The sequence below is a fragment of the Metasolibacillus sp. FSL H7-0170 genome (assembly GCF_038593115.1).
GTDB classification, from domain to species: domain Bacteria; phylum Bacillota; class Bacilli; order Bacillales_A; family Planococcaceae; genus Metasolibacillus; species Metasolibacillus fluoroglycofenilyticus.
In genome coordinates this window covers 2,767,472-2,787,439 of sequence record NZ_CP151964.1, presented here as the reverse complement: position 1 = coordinate 2,787,439, position 19,968 = coordinate 2,767,472, and the positions used below count along the sequence as shown (strand labels likewise).

Genomic DNA, 19,968 nt, shown 5'->3' with positions numbered 1-19,968 from the left:
AAAAGGAGGAGAGGCTATGCGCAATTTAACTATGCATCAAAAAATTGTTTTAATGACCTTTTTTATTATTTCCTTCTCCTTTTTAATTGCAGGTATTTTTGTGATTAGCAATTTATTGAATGAGCAAGAAAAGGATTATAATCAGCGTGCGATGCTCATTGCCCGTACAGTTTCAAATATGCCTGATATTGTACAGCAGCTTGAAAAAGGGGGCCCAGATGCAATTAAGCTAATTAATCATACAGTTGAAGAAGTGCGCGTTATTAATATGGCGGAATATATCGTAGTAATGGATATGAATCGTATCAAATACTCCCACCCTGCTTCAAGCGAGCTCGGGAAAAAGAGTGAATCTGAGGACTTAAATCCTGCCTTTAGCGAGCATTACTATATTTCGAAAGCAAAGGGCGACATTGGTATTATGATTCGCGCCTTCGTGCCCATTTTAAATGAGCATAAAAAGCAAGTAGGGGTAGTCATTGTCGCTTATGCAATGCCTACACTATATAAAATTTTCTCGGACAACGCTACGGAAATCATCATTACTATTTTATTGTCGATGTTATTTAGCATGTGGGGCGCGTCTATTTTAGCAGGTCATATTAAAAAGCGTATGTTTAATCTCGAGCCCGAGGAAATTGCTAAATTATATGTTGAACGCCAAGAAACATTTAATGCCATACAAGATGGTATTATCGCGGTTGATAACGAGATGACGATTACAATATTTAACGCCAAAGCAGGCAGTATTCTAGGTAAATACGACGACCCTAATGAATATATCGGAAAAAAAATATATGATGTATTACCAGATACTCGCCTACCGGAAATCGTTCAAATGGGGCAGCCTATTTATAATCAGGAGCTTTATATTAATAAGCATAGTATTTTAAGCAACCGTATTCCTATCCAAGTGGAGGGGAAAATTGTTGGTGCTGTTGCTATTTTCAAGGATTTAACAGAGGTACGGAAGCTTGCTGAGGAGCTAACAGGTGTTAAAGCATTTGTACAAGCCTTGCGTGTTCAAACACATGAGCATAAAAATAAACTACATACAATTGCTGGTCTGTTACAGCTCGGTAATACGAGCCAAGCGCTTGAATATTTAAAGGTCACACAGGAAAATGAAACTTCGATGACGCAATTTTTACAGGAACGCTTTTTACACGAGCATATTTCTGGTCTGCTTTTAAGTAAAATTAGCCGTGGTAAAGAACTAGATATCGTTGTCGAAATTGATGAGGAAAGTAGTTTAACACGTTTCCCACCATTTTTAGACCATCATGATTTTGTTGTATTAATTGGAAACTTAATCGAAAATGCCTTCGACGCTTTACAGCAAGTAGAGCGCGCAGAAAAGCATATTTTGCTATCAATTGCTGAGCATGATGGTTTATTAGCTATTATGGTAAGTGACAATGGCATTGGAATGTCAGAAGAGGTGCGGCAGCGCATATTTGAAAATGGTTTTTCTACAAAAAAGACCGATAATCATGGCATCGGGCTGCACCTTATTGCAGAAATTATTAAAAAGGGGCATGGTTCTATTGAGGTGACGAGTACACCTAATATAGCAACAAGCTTTATTATTTCGTTTGAAATGGAAGGTGAACAATAAATGGATATAATCAATGTTTTACTTATAGAGGATGACCCAATGGTACGAGAGGTAAATCGGCAATTTATCGAGCGAGTCGAGAATTTCCAAGTTATCGGCATGGCTGCAAATGGTATCGAAGGATTAGAAAAAATAAGGGAACTAAAGCCCGCGCTCGTCTTTATGGATATTTTTATGCCAAGCTTAGATGGCATCGAAACATTGCGACAAATACGACAGCAAAATATTAAAGTCGATGTCATATCCGTCACAGCAGCAAATGATGTACCGACTATTCAGTCGATATTACATCTCGGTGTGTTCGATTATATTATGAAGCCGTTTACCTTTGAACGCATGGAACAAACATTAAAAAACTACCGCCAATTCAAACGTGCTGCCAACTCCTCTGAAGGGCTGACACAGCAGCAACTAGATTCCTTCATGCGCAATGAGTCAGCTACGGTGGCAGAGCCTACTAGCAAGCTAGACAATTTAGAAAGTTTACCTAAGGGCTTAAACAAGGCAACATTGTTTAAGGTGTTGCAATATTTAAAAACAGAGCTAGAAGGAGCTTCTGCTGATAAAGTCGCCTCCGCTATTGGCGTTGCTCGCGTAACCGCTAGACGCTATCTCGATTTTATGGAGAAGCAGCAGCTTATCCAAGTCGAAATCCGTTATGGTAGCGTCGGTCGACCGACAAATCATTACTATATTGATTAACAAATAATCCACGCCTATTAAAGAAGCGGTTTTTTACAACCTCTAGAGGCGTGGATTTTTATTATACATTCGATGATTTTCAATCAAATGAGACACGCAGCCCCATGAATCAGCTTTTTACAGACTATTATCTCTTCATTCGTTTCAAGTATTGAAGTAAAGGTCTAGCAGTTAATTAAGACGTAATAAAATCATTGAAATCCGGCTGTGCCCCTTCTCTAGTTACGACATATGCCGCTACCTTTGTTGCAAACTCAATAGCCTCTCTTAAAGCATACTTTCTGTGAAGCGCTACTGTGATTGCTCCTACAAATGAATCACCAGCTCCCGTTGTATCAACGGCTTGCACTTTATCTGCATGGACAAAGCCCTTTTCATCGTCACTACAGTAATAGCAGCCTTCTTCACCTAGTGTAACAATCACACATTTAGCTCCCCTTGCTTTAAGCTTTTCTACTGCTTTTTCAACCGCATCTAAACTCTCTATATCCATATCAGCCAAAGTCGCTAGTTCATTTTCATTCGGTATTAATATATCTATATTTGCAATTAGATTATCACTTAATTGCTGTGCTGGAGCAGGATTCAAAATAATTCTTTTCCCTAAGCTTCGACCAATTTCCGCAACATGCTCAATGACCTCTAGAGGGATTTCTAACTGCATTACAATCATTTCACAATCATTAAAAATACCCTTAGTCATTTGCTCAGGAGTTAAATGGTAATTAGCTCCAGCATATAGTACAATGCTATTTTCACTACTGGCAGCCACTTGTATTAAAGCTTGGCCTGTTACACCATTTTGAGTAATGTATTGTGTATTTACTTTAGCAGTCTCTAAGTTTTGAATCGCTTGCTTACCATAATCATCTTGCCCGACATTTCCTATCATTAGCACTTCTTCACCGAGCTTGCTTATTGTTGTAGCTTGATTAGCTCCTTTTCCTCCAAAATACACTGCCACATCTGTACTATGAATCGTTTGTCCCGGCTTTACGATATGAGGTACTTTGTATACTAAATCAATATTAATGCTACCTACTACTGCTATACTCATATTATCACCGCTCATTCTGTAAATTCCACACGCTTCTGCATTTCATTCAATATTTTCGTTTGTTCATAAACCATTTTATAGCATTCAAAATACTTCATATATAATTCATGATTTTCTATATTGGGATTATACACTTTTGTCTTTTTCACATAGTTAGAAGCCGCCTCATTATACGAGGCTACCCACTTTATCCCCACTGAGGCTAGCATAGCCGCACCCAATGCTGGCCCTTGCTCCTTAGCTAAAGTATAGATAGGCATACCAAATATATCAGCTATTATTTGTAGCCAATGCTCGTTTTTTGCTGCACCACCAATACATACAATATGCTGGATTTCCGTCCTATGCTGCATGACTAAATCAAAACATTGCTTTAATGAAAAAGTAACCCCTTCCACCACCGCTCGGGTGAAATGTGCTTTCGTATGCGTATTTTTCATTCCGATAAAGCTTGCTCTTACTGTAGAATCTCCATAGGGTGTACGCTCACCAAATAAATAGGGTGTAAATAATAAACCACTAGACCCTATAGGTACTTGCTTCATTTCATCAAGCAATTCATCGAAACTTTGCTGTGCAGCAAAGTTTTCACGATACCATCTTAAACTTTCCCCCGCAGCAAGCGTTACCCCCATCATATAATGCGCATCTTTTTTCACATGTGCAAACGAGTGTATAAAATTCCCTGCATAACTCAATTTAGTCCCCAATGTTAACACAACACCTGATGTACCGATACTAATTAATGCCGCTGACGAATCTACAATTCCAGCACCTAAAGCACCACACGCATTATCCGCACCTCCTGCATAAACAGGAATCTCCTTATCCTGTCTAAATATTTCTCGATATTGTGGTAATAAGAATCCTGCTAAGGCATTGGATTCTATTAATGGTGGACAAATCGTTATAGAAAGCCCTATACGCTCACATATTTCCTTACTCCACTCCAGTGTATCCATATTAAGCAAAAGTGTCCCTGCTGCATCGGAGTATTCCATATGTAAGCTCCCAGTCAATTGTAAGCGCAAGTAATCTTTTGGTAATACAAATACATGTAGTTGTTCATAATTTAGAGGCTCATGCTCTTTAATCCATAATAATTTTGGGAGAGTAAACCCTTCTAGTGCGTCATTTTTAGTAATACTATATAAGCTTTCTCCTAACAATTCTTCTAACTCTCTACATTGCTTTGTCGTGCGCGTATCATTCCATAAAATCGCATTTCGAATAGGCTTTAAGCGCTTATCAAGCATGACTAGCCCATGCATTTGACCTGAAAATGAAATACCCTCTACTTTTATGTTTTCATCTTTCTGTAAAAGCTCATGCAAGCCCTCTATCGTCTGCTTTACCCAATCATCAGGATTTTGCTCTACATAGCCATCCTGCAATTCTATAAGTTCATATGCTTTTATTGTTTGCCCAACAATATCTCCATTCTTATTCATCATGATGATTTTTACAGCACTTGTACCTAAATCAATTCCGATTACTACCTCTTTCATGAAAAGTCACCTCTAGGATAAAAAAGTGCCAGCTAGTTTACTAAAAACTTTACTGACACTTTGATGAATTATTTTGAATCTGACATATAAACATCTACTAGCATTTCTGGTTCAGGCTTTGTTCCATCCTTTAAGAAAGCATCTACATAATTAACAGCTTCTTTACCGATAAATTTAAAGTCTTGTACGGCTGTTACAGACATTTTTCCTTCCTCGATTAAATCATACGCTTCTTGTGCGCCATCAAACCCGATAACGATAATGCCATCCTTATCTCGACCAGCCGTTTCAATTGCACGCACTACACCTACAGCCATCGTATCATTTTGGGCAAATACCGCATCAATATCATCATGCTTTGCTAATAAATCTGACATTGCCGCTTCTGCTGGAGCCATTGAAAAATCACCAACTACCGTATCTAAAATAGTAAACTTACTATCTGAGTTTTGAGCTGGATCAATAACGCTTAAAAAACCACCGCCACGTTCGCGTTGAGGAGCTGTTCCCATCACCCCTTCAATATGCACTACATTTCCACCTTCAGGTAGTTTATTAGCTAACCATTCACCCGTTAATTCGCCGCCCTTCGTATTATCCGTTACTAAATACGATAAAATTCCATCTATATTTACTTTACGATCAACTGTAACAACTGGAATCCCTTGTGCAATGGCTTCTTTTAAAGCATTTGCCGTAGAGTCCTCATCACCAGGATTAATGACAATCGCTGAGACACCTTTTTGTAAAGCATCCTCTACTTGAGATGGTTGCTTCGATGCATCATTTTGACCATCATAGACAATTACTTCATAGCCTAATGACTCAGCCTGTTCTTTTACGGCATCACGTAAAACATGGAAAAATGGATTCCCTAAATCAGCCATTAACAAAGCAAGTTTTTTATCTCCTTCTCCAGAAGAGCCTTCACTGTTACACGCTACTAAAAAGACCATTAATACCGCTACCATGAATAAAGAGTACAATTTTTTCATAAACATTTCCCCCTAAAGTTTAATTTATCTAGAACTTTTGCGGTCTAAAATAACCGCAATAAGTATAACTAGCCCCTTTATAACTTGCTGATAGAATGATGAAACGCCAATAATATTTAAACCATTATTTAGCACACCAATAATGAGTACCCCAATTAATGTTCCAAAAATTCTACCTCTACCACCCGCTAAGCTTGTGCCACCAATTACAACAGCTGCAATTGCATCTAATTCATACCCAGCACCCGCAGTTGGTTGTGCAGAGCTTAAGCGCGATGTTAAAATAACCCCTGCTAAAGCTGCCATCGCACCGCTAATCACATATACTAGCGTTTTTGTCTTAATTGTGGAAATCGAGGATAGCCTCGCTACCTCCTCATTCCCCCCAACTGCATAAACACCGCGTCCATATACTGTTTTTTCAATTAAAATATATAAAACGATAAATGCAACTAGAAAAATAATCATCGGCAAGGGTAGCCCTAGAAGCTTTCCTTGACTAATAAAGTCTAAAAATTTTGCATTTGTCGTTACACCCATTGCTGGAATTCCATCTGAAATAATAAGAGTAATCCCTTGGAACATCGTCATCGTAGCTAACGTAACAATGAAGGCTTGAAGCTTTATTTTTGCTACAAGAAAACCATTGAATAACCCCAATCCCGCACCTAAAAGGATAACAATGATAATCGCTATAACATCAGGTGTTCCACCTAAAATTAATAAACCTAATACCATGCCAGATAAACCTAAAATAGCACCGACTGATAAATCAATTCCCCCTGTCAAAATAACAAAGGTCATACCTAATGCAATCAAACCATTGATTGAAACTTGTCTAAATATATTCAAAATGTTATATGTAGTTAAAAATTTAGGATTCATTACTGAAATAATTATTACTAGCAGTAGTAAAACAATTACCGTCCCGTATTTATCATAAATCGCTCTAGCTTTAGCCATTCTTCCTCACCCTCTCGTTGCAAAATCCATAATATTTTCTTGATTCGCTTCATCCCGTTCAAAAATTTTTACTAATCTCTTTTCTCTCATTACAGCAATACGGTCACACATACCTAAAACCTCGGGTAGCTCACTTGACACTAAAATAATGGCAACACCAGCGGCTTTTAAATCGTTGATAATTTCATAAATCTCCTTTTTAGCACCAATATCTACACCTCGTGTCGGCTCATCTAAAATAAGAATGGAAGGATTCGTATGCAACCACTTTGCAATAACTACCTTTTGTTGATTTCCTCCTGATAAATTAGCAATTTTACTATTCGGAGAAGCCATTTTTATATTGAGCTTCTTTTTGTACTTCTCCATTTCGGATAGCCTTTTCTTATCGCTAATAAAATTTGATGTCGTAAAATCCTTTAATGCAGATAACATTAAATTTTCACTCACGCTGAAATTCAATATAATTCCTTCATTTTTTCGATCCTCAGTAATAAAGCCTATCCCCAAGCTTTTTGCTGTTTTGGGTGAATTAATTTTTTCCTCTTTACCCCTAATATAAATTTTCCCTTTGGCAGCAGGGCAGCTTCCAAAAATGGCGTGCATTACATCTGTACGTCCAGCACCCATTAGCCCAGAAAAACCTAATATTTCACCTGCCCGCACTTGGAAGCTAACATTTTCAAATCTCCCCTCCAACGTTAAATCTTTTGTTTCTAACAAAACTTCTCCCGGCTCGCGCTCAAGTCGTGGGAAACGTTCGCTTAAGTCATAGCCGACCATCATTTTAACGATTTCATCAAAGCTTGTATCCGCTTTCTTTTTTTCCCCTATAAATGTGCCATCTCGCATTACTGTGATGGCATCACATATTTCAAAAATCTCTTCCATGCGATGCGATATATAAATAAAGGACTTCCCTTGTGATTTAAGCTGTCTGATTACTTGGAAAAGCAATCGAATTTCTTTCTCTGTTAAAGCTGCTGTCGGCTCGTCCATAATAATCAGCTCTGCATCTAATAATAATGCTTTAGCAATTTCTACTAACTGACGTTTGCCGACAGAGATAGATTTGATACTTATACTCGGGTTTACTTCTAACCCAAGCATTTGCAATTTTTCAGTTGCAAGCTTCTCCATTTTTTTCTTATCAACAAAGCCCCAACGATTGGTAATTTCTCTACCTAAAAACATATTGTCCACAATGCTCATTTCATTCAGCACATTTAATTCTTGATGTATAAAGGCAATTTTAGATTTCTCGCTGTCTTTAATCGAATGAATTTGAGCCACCTCGCCATTAATTCGAATTTCTCCTTCATCCTTTGTATAGACACCTGTTAAAATTTTCATTAATGTCGATTTTCCAGCCCCATTTTCCCCCATAAGCGCATGTACCTCTGACGGTCTTACATGAATTTGAGCATGTTTTAATACTTTCACTTCATCAAAAGATTTTTTAATATTCGACATGACTAATTCCAATACTGCCACCCCCAAAATGTCGCTATTTGCAATAAATCATTCCATTCCTATTGTTGATTTTCTAAAAATTAATTTTGTATCAACCATTACTTTTATACTCATTTCTTCTTCACGAATTAAAGAGTTGAGCCTTCTTACAGCCATTGCTGCCATTTGTTGCTTATCCACATGAATAGTTGTCAGCTCTGGCGTAATAACAACAGATTCATTGATATTATCGAAGCCAATCACCGAAACTTGCTCCGGTACACGTATACCCATATCTATCAATGATTTTATAGTACTAATAGCTAAATAATCATTTTCACAAAGCAAAGCAGTTGGTGCATTACCTTCTTGTTGAATTTTCTCTATCCACTTTTGAAAGGAGCGGTTTATACCGATATGATTTGAAGTCAATTGATATTTGACAAAGCTATTATCCAAACCATAACGTTCAACTGCTTGTTTGAAGCTTTCTTGTCGTTCATCTAAATTTGGAATACGTTCCTCAGATTTGATATAACCCACGTTTTTATGCCCTAAATCAACTAAATGTTGGACTGCTTGGAAAATCCCCATGCGATTATTCATAACAACAAAATCAACCTCTAATTCAGGTACCAATGAATCTAACACTACTAATTTTCTAAACTGATTTTTAATTAATAAAATCTGCTCTTTTGTAAGATTTGTACCTAGTAAAATAACTCCATCTTGGTCTGCTGCTGTGTATTCAAATTTATTTTCTAATAAACTTTTCAAATCCATTGTTGAAAGAGTAAGTTCACACCCAAATTGAGCACATTGCTCCTGCACACTTTGAATTAATTCACTAAAAAAAGGTTTTTTCTCATACTGTTCTTGCATAAATGATGTATCTGTTACAACTAAAAATCGTACTGTTAGTTTACTAAATTTCATTTTTTCACTAGTACTACTTTTATGCATATAACCATTTTCATCTGCAATTCGTAAAATTTTATCTCTCGTCTTTTCACTAATACCTTTTTTACCATTCAAAGCCAAAGAAACAGCTGATTTTGATACATTCGCTAATTTTGCAATATCTTCTATTTTCATCATTTTATCACCCAATTATTTATTCTCTTTAATAAATTAACATAATAATCTGAATTTTAAAAGTGTTTTTTACTAATTATTTTAGTTTTATTTTAGTTATTTTTTAGTTAATCGCTAAACTATTTTTATTGTCTAATTATTCCGATAATGATAGAATCAAAATTAAATTGGTTCAACACACCCAATTTCACAGTGTTGAACCATTAAATTATGTCGAGGGGGTTGACATGTATGGAGAAAGTAGTTCTAGGTTATGCACCTACACGTAGAAATGTCTTTAGTGCTGAAGACGCTCAAAGGTATAAGGAGTTAATTTTAAATAAAATTCATTCCTTTAATTTAAACATTGAAATAGTTGATTTAGAAGGAATAAATAAAGAGGGGCTTTTATATGGCGATTTAGATTGCGAAGAAAAGATTGTTGAACGCTTTACAGAGAAGAAGGTTGATGCACTATTTTTCCCTCATTGTAATTTTGGAACAGAGGATAGCGTTGCACGGGTTGCAAAAAAGCTGAATAAACCTGTATTACTCTGGGGACCGCGCGACGAAGCACCATTAGAAAACGGCATGCGCCTACGCGATACACAATGCGGACTTTTTGCAACAGGTAAAATACTTCGTCGCTTCAATGTCCCATTCTCTTATATTGTCAATAGCTCTGTCGAGGATATTGTTTTTGAACGTGGCTTCCGTACTTTTATCGGTGCGGCTAATGTGGTGAAGCAATTCCGTTCGTTACGCATTTTACAAATTGGACCACGTCCTACAGATTTCTGGTCTGTTATTTGTAATGAAGGTGAATTATTAGAAAAATTCGGCGTTGAATTACATCCTATTACCCTAGAAGAAATCAAACGCCAAACAAATAAAGTTGAAGCTCAAAATCCTCCAGAATTATTAGACGCTATCGCCTATGTTCAGAAGCACCTTACTGCTATCGATGTCGAGGAGGAGCATATCCGAAAAATTGGCGCTTTAAAAGTAGCTATGAAAAATTTAGCGGAGAAAAATAAATGTTCTGCAATCGCTATACAATGCTGGTCATCTTTACAAGATGCAATCGGTATTATGCCTTGCTTGGCAAATGCCATTTTGACAGATGAACAAATTCCTGTAACTTGTGAAACGGATATTCATGGCGCAATTTCTTCAGTTATGCTTCAAGCAGCAGCGCTTAATGAACGTCCTACCTTCTTTGCAGATTTAACAATACGCCATCCTGAAAATGATAATGGTGAATTACTTTTCCACTGTGGAAACTTCCCCGTTTCTTTAAGTGTAGAGGAAGAACCTAGATTGCAAAAACATTTCTTATTTGATTCACATGCACCGGGCACACATGAAGGTGAAATTAAAGGTGGCGAAATGACATTAGCTCGTTTTGATGGCGATCACGGGGAATACTCTTTATTCTTTGGTAATGCCCGTGGCATTTCAGGTCCTTATACGCGAGGCTCTTGGGTATGGGTTGAAGTTGATAATTGGCCATTATGGGAGGAAAAACTTGTAACCGGACCATATATTCATCATATCGTTGGTATACATGCAAGCGTTGGGGCAGCTCTTTATGAAGCGTGTAAATATATTGATGGATTAACTCCAGATCCAGCAACACCTAGTGAAGATTATATTAAAGCATGGTTGAGAGGAGAATTTTAAGCATGGATATTATTAATTTAAAAATAAAAGCTGCTCAAATTCGAATAGACCTTATGCAAATGATTACGAGAGCGCAAGCAGGTCATACTGGGGGCTCTTTAAGCAATACGGATATTTTAACTGCACTCTATTATAAAATAATGAAGCATTCACCAGAAAATAGTAAGCTAGAAAACCGTGACCGTTTTATTGCAAGTAAAGGGCATTCTGTCGAATCACTTTGGTGCATTTTAGCTGATTTGGGTTATTTCCCGAAAGAAGAATTAGAAACATTTTCCCAATTTGGTTCTAGATTAATAGGTCATCCAAACAATAAAGTACCAGGAATCGAAATGAACACAGGTGCTTTAGGGCATGGGCTATCCATCAGTGTAGGTATGGCATTAGCAAGCAGACGTGAGCAAATAGGCTACAAAGTTTACTGTTTAATGGGTGACGGTGAACAGGCTGAGGGCTCTATATGGGAAGCTGCCATGGCTGGGGCGCATTATAAGCTAGGGAATTTAGTTGGCATAGTAGATATGAATGGGCTGCAAATTTCAGGCAGTACATCAGATGTCCTTTCCTCTGATCCCCTTAACGAGAAATGGGCAGCCTTTGGTTGGAATGTGATAGAAATTGACGGAAACTGCATGGAGGAGCTCGTCGCAACTTTTGAAGCCATTGATTCAACAAGCGATAAACCAACATTAATTTTAGCGAAAACTGTTAAAGGTAAAGGAGTTAGCTTCGCTGAAAACCAAGTGGGCTGGCATCATAAAGTACCAACAGAGGAGCAGCTGCAGTCAGCCGTAGCAGAACTGCAACAACAAATCGACAGCTATCGAAAGGAGCTAGTAGCTAATGAATACAATTCCTAATAGACAAGTTGTATGTGACACACTTTTAGAATTGGCTAAAAAAGATTCTTCTATTTATGTATTAGCAAGTGATTCCAGAGGCTCTGCTGCAATGGGACCCTTTGCCGAAACTTATCCCCAGCAGTTTGTTGAGGTTGGCATCGCAGAGCAGAATATTGTTGGTATTGCGGCTGGTCTAGCGCACAGCGGTAAAAAGCCTTTCGTTACTTCCCCCGCCTGTTTTTTAAGTATGCGGAGCATTGAACAAATTAAAGTCGATGTTGCCTACTCTCAAACAAATGTAAAGCTAATCGGTATTAGCGGTGGTATTAGTTACGGTGCACTAGGTATGTCACACCACTCTGTACAGGATTTTGCAGTGACTCGAGCGATTCCCGATTTAACGGTAGTCGTACCTGCTGACCGTCACGAAACAAAGAAAATGATTGAAGCTTTGACAAACTATGAGCAGGGGGCCTATATGCGAATTGGACGTAATCCGGTAGCCGATGTGTACGACTCTGATAATTTCGATTTTGAAATAGGTAAGTCTATTCAACTTGCAGAAGGTAACGATGTAACAATCATCGCTTGTGGTGAAACCGTCAAAATTGCACTTGATACGAGCAAAAAGCTAGCGAAGTCTAATACTCACTGTAGAGTAATTAATATGCATACAATCAAGCCATTAGATACAGCAGCGATTATCAAGGCTGCTCAAGAAACAAAATATATCGTAACGCTTGAGGAGCATTCAATTTACGGCGGCTTAGGCTCCGCTGTTGCAGAAGTTGTTGTACAATCACAGTCCGTTCCAATGAAAATATATGGTATCCCTGACGAGCCTGCTATTGCAGGTAAAACGAAGGAAGTATTCAATCACTATGGGCTAAATGCCGAGCAACTAGCAGAGGATATTACAGCATTTTTAAAGAAGGCTGATTAAAATGGGTAAATTTATTTTAACTATCGACCAAAGCACTTCCTCAACAAAAGTATTTCTTGTTGATAAGAAAGGAAATATTGTTGATAAATTGGGGCTTGATCATCGGCAAATATATCCACAGCCTGGATGGCTTGAGCATAATCCTGAGGAAATCTATCAGAACCTCTTGCAGCTTTTCCATGAATTAGTGGAGAAACAGCAATTAAAAAATGGAGATGTCGAGGCAATTTCAATAACGAATCAGCGCGAAACCTGCTTACTATGGAATCAAGAGGGGCAGCCAGTGCAAAATGCAATTGTTTGGCAATGCAATCGTACAGCTCCTCTTTGTCAGCAATTAATTGAAGCTGGACATCATGATATGATTGCAGAAAAAACGGGCTTATTGATTAATCCTTATTTCTCTGCTACAAAACTCCAATGGTTACTACAAGCATACCCGAGCATGCAGCAGCCTTATTTTGGAACAATGGACAGTTGGATTATTTATAATTTAACAAATAAAAAAGTACATGCTACAGATTATACGAATGCAAGCCGTACCCTACTATTTAATATTCATACACTCGATTGGGATTCGGAATTAATCGCATTATTTAATGCGGATAATGCAAAGTTGCCTAAAATTTTAGAATCAGATGCTGCATTCGGCAGTACGAATGATTTACGTTTGCCCGAAGCACTGCTTGCTATTCCTATTTACGGTGTAATTGGTGATTCACAGGGGGCTTTATTTGCTCAAGGCTGCTTTAAAGTCGGTATGGCAAAAGCTACATTAGGCACGGGTACATCTGTCTTGATGAACATTGGCAACAGCCCCATCCCTGTTCAAAATGGACTAGTAACAACCGTAGCCTGGAAGCTTAAATCAGAAATTAATTATGCTTTAGAAGGTATTATTTATAGCACTGGTGATACCATTTCATGGGCAAAAAATAATTTAGGTTTATTTAAAAATTACAAGGAATTGATGGAGATTCTAGAAAATACACCTTCGAGTGAGGGGGTTGTTATTATTCCAGCTTTTCACGGTATGGGCGCACCGTACTGGAATAGTGAAGCGAAAGCCGCTATCTATGGGCTAAGTCGCAGCTCTTCAAGTGCCCATATTATAAGAGCATGTATTGAAAGTATCGCACACCAAATTCGAGATGTAACACAATTAATTACAAAAGAATCAGCATTAACGATTCAGGCACTACGCTGTGACGGTGGTGCGACTTCAAATCATTTTCTTATTCAGGATTTAGCAAATTTCCTACAACTAAACATTAAAACAACAGATAAAATGGACCTTTCCCCTCTCGGAGCAGCATTTATTTGTGGTCTTGCTTTAGGCTGGTGGGATTTACGAACGATTGAGAATCAACTTATAACTTATCGCAGTTTTAATCCAACTTGGGATTCTCAAAGAGCTATTCAAAAGAAAAAGCAATGGGACAGTATTGCTCAAAATTTAAACTTATTTTATTAATTGCGACCGCATTTTCCCATCTTTTTGTTATCATATAACGAGAGGATAATTGCAGGGGGATTGTTTATGAATATTTTTGAATACCAGCAGTGGATTACTGCATTTTATAAGGAACGCAATTGGTATCAGCTAAGTCCATTTATTCGCGTAAACTTTTTAACGGAGGAAGTTGGCGAAGTTTCAAGAGCTATTCGCACAATTGAAATTGGGCGTGACCGTCCAGATGAAGCGGCATTAACTAAAACAGAACAAATTGACAATTTAAAAGAGGAGCTTGGCGACGTGCTCGATAATCTTTTTATCTTGGCAGATAAGTATAATATTGATTTAACCGAAATTATGATTAGCCATAAAGAAAAGCTCATGAATCGATATAAAGAAACCGTCTGAAAAGCTTTTTTGAGAAGAAGATTGTGACAGCTCTCTCCTATCGCAAAGAGGTCGTCTCAAAATGATTTTTCAGACGACCTCTTTATTGTACCGAAAGTATACAGATTTATTCCATATTTTTATGTGAGCCATCGCATGTAGGCATACGCTTGGAATAGCCGCAGACGCAATCGCGCAAACCTTTGCCGTTTAAAATACGCGGCATATTTTTTTCGATGCGTGCTATCTTCGTTTTTGATTGCTTCGCTTGGGCAAAATGATAAATGTATTCTCTTTGCCTACCTGGCGTTAGTGCCTCAAAAGCCTTTTGGAAGATGGCATCTTCCTCAAATTTGCTTTGTAGCTCCTCAGGCATTTCGATTTCCACTTCTTTTTTCACTTCTACTTTTAAGCCTGCCTCTTCAATTTTAATGGCTTCGTTAATATATTCCTTTATAGTCTGCTCAAGTGCCTGTATTTCCTGTAAGTTTTTAAAACGAATTTGGCGTGCTGCTTGTACCTTTTCTGTTTGCTGCACTAAAATACCTGCTGGGTCTGGCAATAATGCCCCTTTATGTAGCAATAGCGCACAATATTCTTTAAAGCCATGGATGAGTACGACATTTTTATTGCGCTGCGTATAACACGGATGCATCCATTTGAAATCCTCAGTTAGCCCGCAATCTAACAGCATTCCCCTCAATGCTTCAAATTCCTCTTTCCATGTTGTCACATTGCTTAAAAATTCATCTACCTTTGGATTTAGCTTGCTTTTATTCATTTATTAACACCTCACAAAAATATTATTTAAACCTTAATATGTTTTCTTTAAATAAGCATTGCTAAAAATCGGAAATTACAATTCTTTATAATTGATTTACAATTTCGTTAGGAATAAAGATAGTATTCTTATTATATTATAGATAAAATTAAACTAGTTAGCACATGATGCAGAAGGCTATTTGCCTATATTTTTACAATAAAGGAGGATGTTTCATGAATCACCTATTCAAAAATCTTAAAATCCGTTCTAAAGTAAGTATTATCATCTTTATTACTGTTGTGTTTCTTTTAATCATAGCAGCCCTTAATTATATGAATAGCTCTGCTAATATGGAGCGTGCTGTTCATAATGAAATGTCACTAACACTTGATAAAACAGCCGAGTCAGTATTAACGAAGCTAAACCTGCACTCGCAAATGATGCTAAGCACCAAATCTTCCTTTGAAGCTAGAAGTGAATTCATGACAAGAGAAGAAGCAAAAAAGTATTTTGAAAAAGTGCTACCAATTAATCAGGAAACATTTGGAATGGGCATCTGGTTTAATACAAATATTTTAAATGATTATTTCGGGCCGTATGCTTATAAAGAAGGAAATGAAATCGTCTATACAACTGTTTATGAAGATGCCGATTACGATTATCCTTCAACAGACTGGTTTCAACTAGGGCTTAATTCTAGCGATGTTGTTTGGACAACCCCTTATTTTGACGAAGCACTTCAGCAAACATTTATTACAGCGGCTGTACAAATAACAAGAAATTCAGTGCCTATTGGTGTTATATCAGGCGACTACGTACTAAACTCTATTCAAGAAATTGTTTCTGACGTCAAAATAGGCGATAGTGGCTATGCATTTTTGGTAGACTCAGACGGCTTATTTTTAACGCATCCTGATATAAACAAAGTAAATTCAACAACTATAGAGGAATATTTATCCATATCAGTAGAACAAATCACTCAGGAGGACGGTTCCTTTACCGCTGAAATAGACGGAGAGTCCTATATAGTTCACTATCAAAAAATTGCTGGTATGCCATGGAAAGTAGTGTTAATAGCATCAGTAGCAGAAATGTACGCCCCATTACAAAAATCTTTAACGCAACAAATATTAATTAGTGGCCTTTTATTATTATTAATTGTCGCAACTATGACTATAATTAATAAATATATTACAAAAGGAATTGACAGAATAAACAATCAACTAGGGGTCTTATCTACTGGCGACTTAACAAAACATGTAGTTGTTGATTCTAAAGACGAATTTGGGGAAATGGCCACTTCCTATAATACAACAATAGATTCTCTCAATCATATTATGAACAATATTCACTACAGCTCCGAAACTGTTGCGGCTACTTCAGAGCAGCTAACCGCTAGCGTCAGCGAAGTACATACTTCTATAACGAGTGTAGCAACATCAATGACAGAAATGACGGAAAATAGTGCAAATCAGTATGAAATGAACGAGTTATTGAATAAGCTAACAGTGAATATTACAGAAAATATGGAGAAGTTTTCAGAAACTTTACAAACGGTTGTAGAAAGTTCCTTATCAACGGTAAAAGCCGCAACAAATGGTGCTTCACAAGTACATGATTTTATTTCTGAAATAACCCATCTTCATGGGCAAGTCGAAGCAAGTGCTGAGCTAATTGTCAATTTAAAAGACGAGTCTCAAAAAATCGAAATGATGAGCACACTTATTTCATCAATTGCTGACCAAACGAATTTATTGTCCTTAAATGCCGCGATAGAAGCTGCAAGAGCTGGAGAATCAGGCAAAGGCTTTGCCGTAGTTGCAGGAGAAGTAAAAAAACTAGCTGAACAAACAGGTGATACATCTAATGAAATTGCGGCAATGGTGCGAAAAATTCAAACAGAAATAGCAACAGCCGTTGCTATGATGGGGAAAAGCAAAGAAATTGCTGAATCAGGCATTGTGTCTGTACAACAAACAGGCATAATTTTCGAAGACATTGAAGCGTCTATCAATAACTTAAAACAAATGATTGATGTAACGAATAAACATACTGCACAAGTATTTTCTGAACTACAGGCTATTGCCTCCATCGTTAACGATTTACGAGCGCAATCAGCTACTACAAATGAGCATACACTCAGTATATCAGCTATCACCGAAGAGCAATCAGCAACAATGGCTGAGATGGCCGATGCATCTGAGCAATTAGCGAAGCTAGCCCAAACACTGCAGCTAGAAGTAGCTCGTTTTCAAACAGCAAAATAGAAGAGGACTTCCCCTATGAATTAATCTTTGAAGCTTCCTCCACAATATTAAAAGGGGGTTGTCCGAAAAGTCATTTTGTTTTGACACCGAATTGAAATCAATGTTTTCATCGCTTCCCTTTTACTGAAGGATAACGCTGCTAAAGTCAATGTTCATCCCATTTTTAAAAGAGGCGTTCTCTGTTTATAGGAATCAACATTTTGAGAAACATCATCGCTACTGTCCAAAATGCCGGCTATGCACGGCTTTTTGGACAGCCTCTTTTCAATGAATACTTCATCTTCTTACACTTTAAATCTTTGAATTTGTGCTTGCAAATCCTGCGCATTATCACTTAAGTTCACTGCTACACCACTTACTTCTTCCATAGTAGCAGCCTGCTCCTGCATAGCTGCTACTACCATATCAATATCAGTAGCGGACTCTATCGCATTCGTGGCAATCTCATTTACAGATGCCGACACCTGCTCTGCACTTGCTGATAATTGCTCGGAAGTAGCTGAAATATCTTCAATCTGCTCTGTCATATTCGTTACCGCTTCCTCAATTGCGTGGAATGCTTGTCCCGCCTGATTGATAATTTCAACCCCATCCTTAACAGATAGAAGAGAATGATTTACGGCAGCTTCAACACTGCCTGTATCAGATTGAATTTCTGTTGTTAATGTAACAATTGTATTGGCAGAGCTTTTTGACTCCTCTGCAAGCTTACGCACTTCATCTGCTACAACTGCAAAGCCTTTCCCATGCTCCCCTGCGCGCGCAGCTTCAATTGCGGCATTTAATGCAAGTAAATTTGTTTGCTCTGTAATATCTGTAATGACCTTCGTCATTTGGCTAATTTCTTCTGTTTGCTTCGATAGCTTTTGTACAAGCTCATTTACTTCTGTTGTAGAACTATTAATCATTTCCATTTGTTGCTTCGCTTTATTAATAATGACGCTACCATTTGTAGCTGTTGCACTTGCATCTACAGAGCTTGTCTGCAAGTCCTGTGCAGCTTCAGCAATGCGTTGTACACCAACAGCCGTCTCTTCCATTGCTTTTGCGCTTTCATTGGCAGCATTAGAAGCTGTTCGTGTGATTTCAGCGGTATTTGATGCACGATTTGTCACATCCGTAGTTGTTGCGGTCACTTCTTCTGTGCTCGCCGAGAGTTGCTCTGCTGCTGCACTTAATTGCTCCGAGTTGGATTGTACATTGCCAAGCAGACCTTTCAAATTATCCTTCATTAAATTGAAGGCTGTGGCAAGCTGACCAATCTCATCCTTCGTTTGTACTGGAATATCTGCTTCCGTTAAATCCCCTTGTGCAATTACATTTGTCGATTCAACTATTCTTACTAACGGCTTTGTTATAGCTCGCTTAACGAAAATAACAAGACCGATAGCAATTAATACTGCTACAATGACTAAAATAATCGAAGTAGTTTTAGCAATGGTAATTGCTGTTGCCGACTGCTTTGAGATTTCATTCAACTTTCCATCTTGATATACCACCATTTGATCTGCAATGTTTAAAATTTCTGTGTTAATTGTCTGTAACTCATTATTTACAATATCTTGAGCTTTACTAATATGACGAGCTTTAATAGTAGCTAAAAATGTTTCAGCAGTAGCATTAAATTGCTCCACTTTTTCCTGCATATTTTTATGATGATTTATCATCGTGTCGGTTTTGAATAAACCTGATAGCTCATCCATTTTATCTTGTAATAATTGCTGATTCGCAAAAAATTTCTCTTCATTTTCCTTCGTAGCTTTTAATGCGATAGCACGTACATAAGCCCCTTGCGCAGCTATGCCGAAACGTATATCATCAACAATGCGAATTTGGACAACTCGATTTTCAAGCGCCTCTTCCATCTTCTTATCAACATTACTAATATTTATTAATCCTGATATTACTATAATAAAAAGTAAAAAAATAATTGAGAAAAATACGATATTTAACTTCTTACCAACACTCATTTTCTTCCTCCTTCACAGTATTAACCTTCTATATTATGCCAACCATTTATATGTTGTGCAATAATGCATTCGTATGAGAAGATTTAGCTCACATTACACCTCTTATTATTACGGACCTACATAATAGATAAAATTTTCCTAGTATAAGGTTTTTAAGACCTCTACTGCAACTTCTAAAACACATTCATTCTTTCCAATAAGCCTATCTTAATTCGATACTTTATATAAAACAAGAATTCAGTTTTCACCTATACTTCACGCATGCTTTGTGCTATAATACACTCCGTC

At 37.5% G+C, this 19,968-nt stretch carries 16 protein-coding genes; 8 read left to right on the top strand and 8 right to left on the bottom strand.

Annotation, left to right across the window (positions count from 1 at the left end; all coding sequences use genetic code 11):
- The first annotated feature begins 16 nt into the window (after positions 1 to 16).
- Both MHH70_RS13125 and MHH70_RS13120 read left to right on the top strand, forming a co-directional pair.
- Positions 17 to 1,618: a sensor histidine kinase gene (locus MHH70_RS13125; RefSeq protein WP_342471704.1), complete on the top strand. Its 1,602-nt coding sequence runs from the start codon at positions 17 to 19 to the stop codon at positions 1,616 to 1,618.
- Positions 1,619 to 2,320: a response regulator gene (locus tag MHH70_RS13120; protein WP_342471703.1), complete on the top strand. Its 702-nt coding sequence runs from the start codon at positions 1,619 to 1,621 to the stop codon at positions 2,318 to 2,320.
- 175 nt (positions 2,321 to 2,495) lie between these two features.
- Here the strand turns inward: MHH70_RS13120 and rbsK are convergent, their stop codons facing one another.
- The 6 genes from rbsK to MHH70_RS13090 all read right to left on the bottom strand — a co-directional run bounded on the left by rbsK (position 2,496) and on the right by MHH70_RS13090 (position 9,405).
- A complete protein-coding gene (gene rbsK / locus MHH70_RS13115) occupies positions 2,496 to 3,377 on the bottom strand; it encodes a ribokinase (protein ID WP_342471702.1) in 882 nt (293 codons plus the stop codon).
- An 11-nt stretch (positions 3,378 to 3,388) separates the two neighbouring features.
- On the bottom strand, positions 3,389 to 4,885 hold the full coding sequence (gene xylB, locus MHH70_RS13110; protein WP_342471701.1) for a xylulokinase: 1,497 nt from the start codon (positions 4,883 to 4,885) through the stop codon (positions 3,389 to 3,391).
- 68 nt (positions 4,886 to 4,953) lie between these two features.
- On the bottom strand, positions 4,954 to 5,880 hold the full coding sequence (locus MHH70_RS13105) for a sugar ABC transporter substrate-binding protein (protein ID WP_161956420.1): 927 nt from the start codon (positions 5,878 to 5,880) through the stop codon (positions 4,954 to 4,956).
- 24 nt (positions 5,881 to 5,904) lie between these two features.
- Positions 5,905 to 6,843 carry a ribose ABC transporter permease gene (rbsC, locus tag MHH70_RS13100; protein WP_066165370.1) on the bottom strand — a complete coding sequence of 313 codons (939 nt, stop codon included), beginning with the start codon at positions 6,841 to 6,843 and terminating at the stop codon, positions 5,905 to 5,907.
- 6 nt (positions 6,844 to 6,849) lie between these two features.
- Complete coding sequence (locus MHH70_RS13095) at positions 6,850 to 8,328, bottom strand: sugar ABC transporter ATP-binding protein (RefSeq protein WP_342471700.1); 1,479 nt, start codon at positions 8,326 to 8,328, stop codon at positions 6,850 to 6,852.
- Positions 8,329 to 8,364: 36 nt separating this feature from the next.
- Positions 8,365 to 9,405 carry a LacI family DNA-binding transcriptional regulator gene (locus MHH70_RS13090; protein WP_342471699.1) on the bottom strand — a complete coding sequence of 347 codons (1,041 nt, stop codon included), beginning with the start codon at positions 9,403 to 9,405 and terminating at the stop codon, positions 8,365 to 8,367.
- Positions 9,406 to 9,621: 216 nt separating this feature from the next.
- On the opposite strand from MHH70_RS13090, the gene MHH70_RS13085 reads away from it, so the two are divergent.
- From MHH70_RS13085 to MHH70_RS13065, 5 genes are all read left to right on the top strand, one after another.
- Positions 9,622 to 11,052: an L-fucose/L-arabinose isomerase family protein gene (locus MHH70_RS13085; protein WP_066165366.1), complete on the top strand. Its 1,431-nt coding sequence runs from the start codon at positions 9,622 to 9,624 to the stop codon at positions 11,050 to 11,052.
- 2 nt (positions 11,053 to 11,054) lie between these two features.
- Positions 11,055 to 11,912 (top strand): transketolase, encoded by an 858-nt coding sequence (locus tag MHH70_RS13080; protein WP_342471698.1) that lies wholly within the window; start codon positions 11,055 to 11,057, stop codon positions 11,910 to 11,912.
- The gene (locus MHH70_RS13075; protein WP_066165360.1) at positions 11,896 to 12,837 is read left to right on the top strand and encodes a transketolase C-terminal domain-containing protein; all 942 of its coding nucleotides are present in this window, start codon (positions 11,896 to 11,898) and stop codon (positions 12,835 to 12,837) included. Before MHH70_RS13080 ends, MHH70_RS13075 begins: the two co-directional genes overlap by 17 nt.
- 1 nt (position 12,838) lies before the next feature.
- Complete coding sequence (gene glpK, locus MHH70_RS13070; RefSeq protein WP_107943439.1) at positions 12,839 to 14,311, top strand: glycerol kinase GlpK; 1,473 nt, start codon at positions 12,839 to 12,841, stop codon at positions 14,309 to 14,311.
- 66 nt (positions 14,312 to 14,377) lie between these two features.
- Positions 14,378 to 14,701, top strand: coding sequence for a MazG-like family protein (locus MHH70_RS13065; RefSeq protein ID WP_342471697.1), 324 nt, complete (start codon positions 14,378 to 14,380; stop codon positions 14,699 to 14,701).
- A 106-nt stretch (positions 14,702 to 14,807) separates the two neighbouring features.
- Here MHH70_RS13065 and MHH70_RS13060 read toward each other — a convergent pair whose 3' ends face one another.
- Entirely contained in the window at positions 14,808 to 15,461 is a 654-nt protein-coding gene (locus MHH70_RS13060) for a DUF1801 domain-containing protein (protein WP_342471696.1), read from the bottom strand.
- A gap of 215 nt (positions 15,462 to 15,676) precedes the next feature.
- On the opposite strand from MHH70_RS13060, the gene MHH70_RS13055 reads away from it, so the two are divergent.
- A complete protein-coding gene (locus tag MHH70_RS13055; RefSeq protein ID WP_342471695.1) occupies positions 15,677 to 17,710 on the top strand; it encodes a methyl-accepting chemotaxis protein in 2,034 nt (677 codons plus the stop codon).
- Between the two features lie 284 nt (positions 17,711 to 17,994).
- On the opposite strand, the gene MHH70_RS13050 is transcribed toward MHH70_RS13055, so the two are convergent.
- Positions 17,995 to 19,680 carry a methyl-accepting chemotaxis protein gene (locus tag MHH70_RS13050; protein WP_342471694.1) on the bottom strand — a complete coding sequence of 562 codons (1,686 nt, stop codon included), beginning with the start codon at positions 19,678 to 19,680 and terminating at the stop codon, positions 17,995 to 17,997.
- Positions 19,681 to 19,968 lie beyond the last annotated feature (288 nt).

Bases quoted from the DNA above. Each gene is read 5' to 3' on its own strand.
- MHH70_RS13125 (WP_342471704.1), top strand. From the start codon at position 17: ATGCGCAATTTAACTATGCATCAAAAAATTGTTTTAATGACCTTTTTT.
- MHH70_RS13120 (WP_342471703.1), top strand. From the start codon at position 1,619: ATGGATATAATCAATGTTTTACTTATAGAGGATGACCCAATGGTACGA.
- rbsK (WP_342471702.1), bottom strand. From the start codon at position 3,377: ATGAGTATAGCAGTAGTAGGTAGCATTAATATTGATTTAGTATACAAA.
- xylB (WP_342471701.1), bottom strand. From the start codon at position 4,885: ATGAAAGAGGTAGTAATCGGAATTGATTTAGGTACAAGTGCTGTAAAA.
- MHH70_RS13105 (WP_161956420.1), bottom strand. From the start codon at position 5,880: ATGAAAAAATTGTACTCTTTATTCATGGTAGCGGTATTAATGGTCTTT.
- rbsC (WP_066165370.1), bottom strand. From the start codon at position 6,843: ATGGCTAAAGCTAGAGCGATTTATGATAAATACGGGACGGTAATTGTT.
- MHH70_RS13085 (WP_066165366.1), top strand. From the start codon at position 9,622: ATGGAGAAAGTAGTTCTAGGTTATGCACCTACACGTAGAAATGTCTTT.
- MHH70_RS13080 (WP_342471698.1), top strand. From the start codon at position 11,055: ATGGATATTATTAATTTAAAAATAAAAGCTGCTCAAATTCGAATAGAC.
- MHH70_RS13075 (WP_066165360.1), top strand. From the start codon at position 11,896: ATGAATACAATTCCTAATAGACAAGTTGTATGTGACACACTTTTAGAA.
- glpK (WP_107943439.1), top strand. From the start codon at position 12,839: ATGGGTAAATTTATTTTAACTATCGACCAAAGCACTTCCTCAACAAAA.
- MHH70_RS13065 (WP_342471697.1), top strand. From the start codon at position 14,378: ATGAATATTTTTGAATACCAGCAGTGGATTACTGCATTTTATAAGGAA.
- MHH70_RS13060 (WP_342471696.1), bottom strand. From the start codon at position 15,461: ATGAATAAAAGCAAGCTAAATCCAAAGGTAGATGAATTTTTAAGCAAT.
- MHH70_RS13055 (WP_342471695.1), top strand. From the start codon at position 15,677: ATGAATCACCTATTCAAAAATCTTAAAATCCGTTCTAAAGTAAGTATT.
- MHH70_RS13050 (WP_342471694.1), bottom strand. From the start codon at position 19,680: ATGAGTGTTGGTAAGAAGTTAAATATCGTATTTTTCTCAATTATTTTT.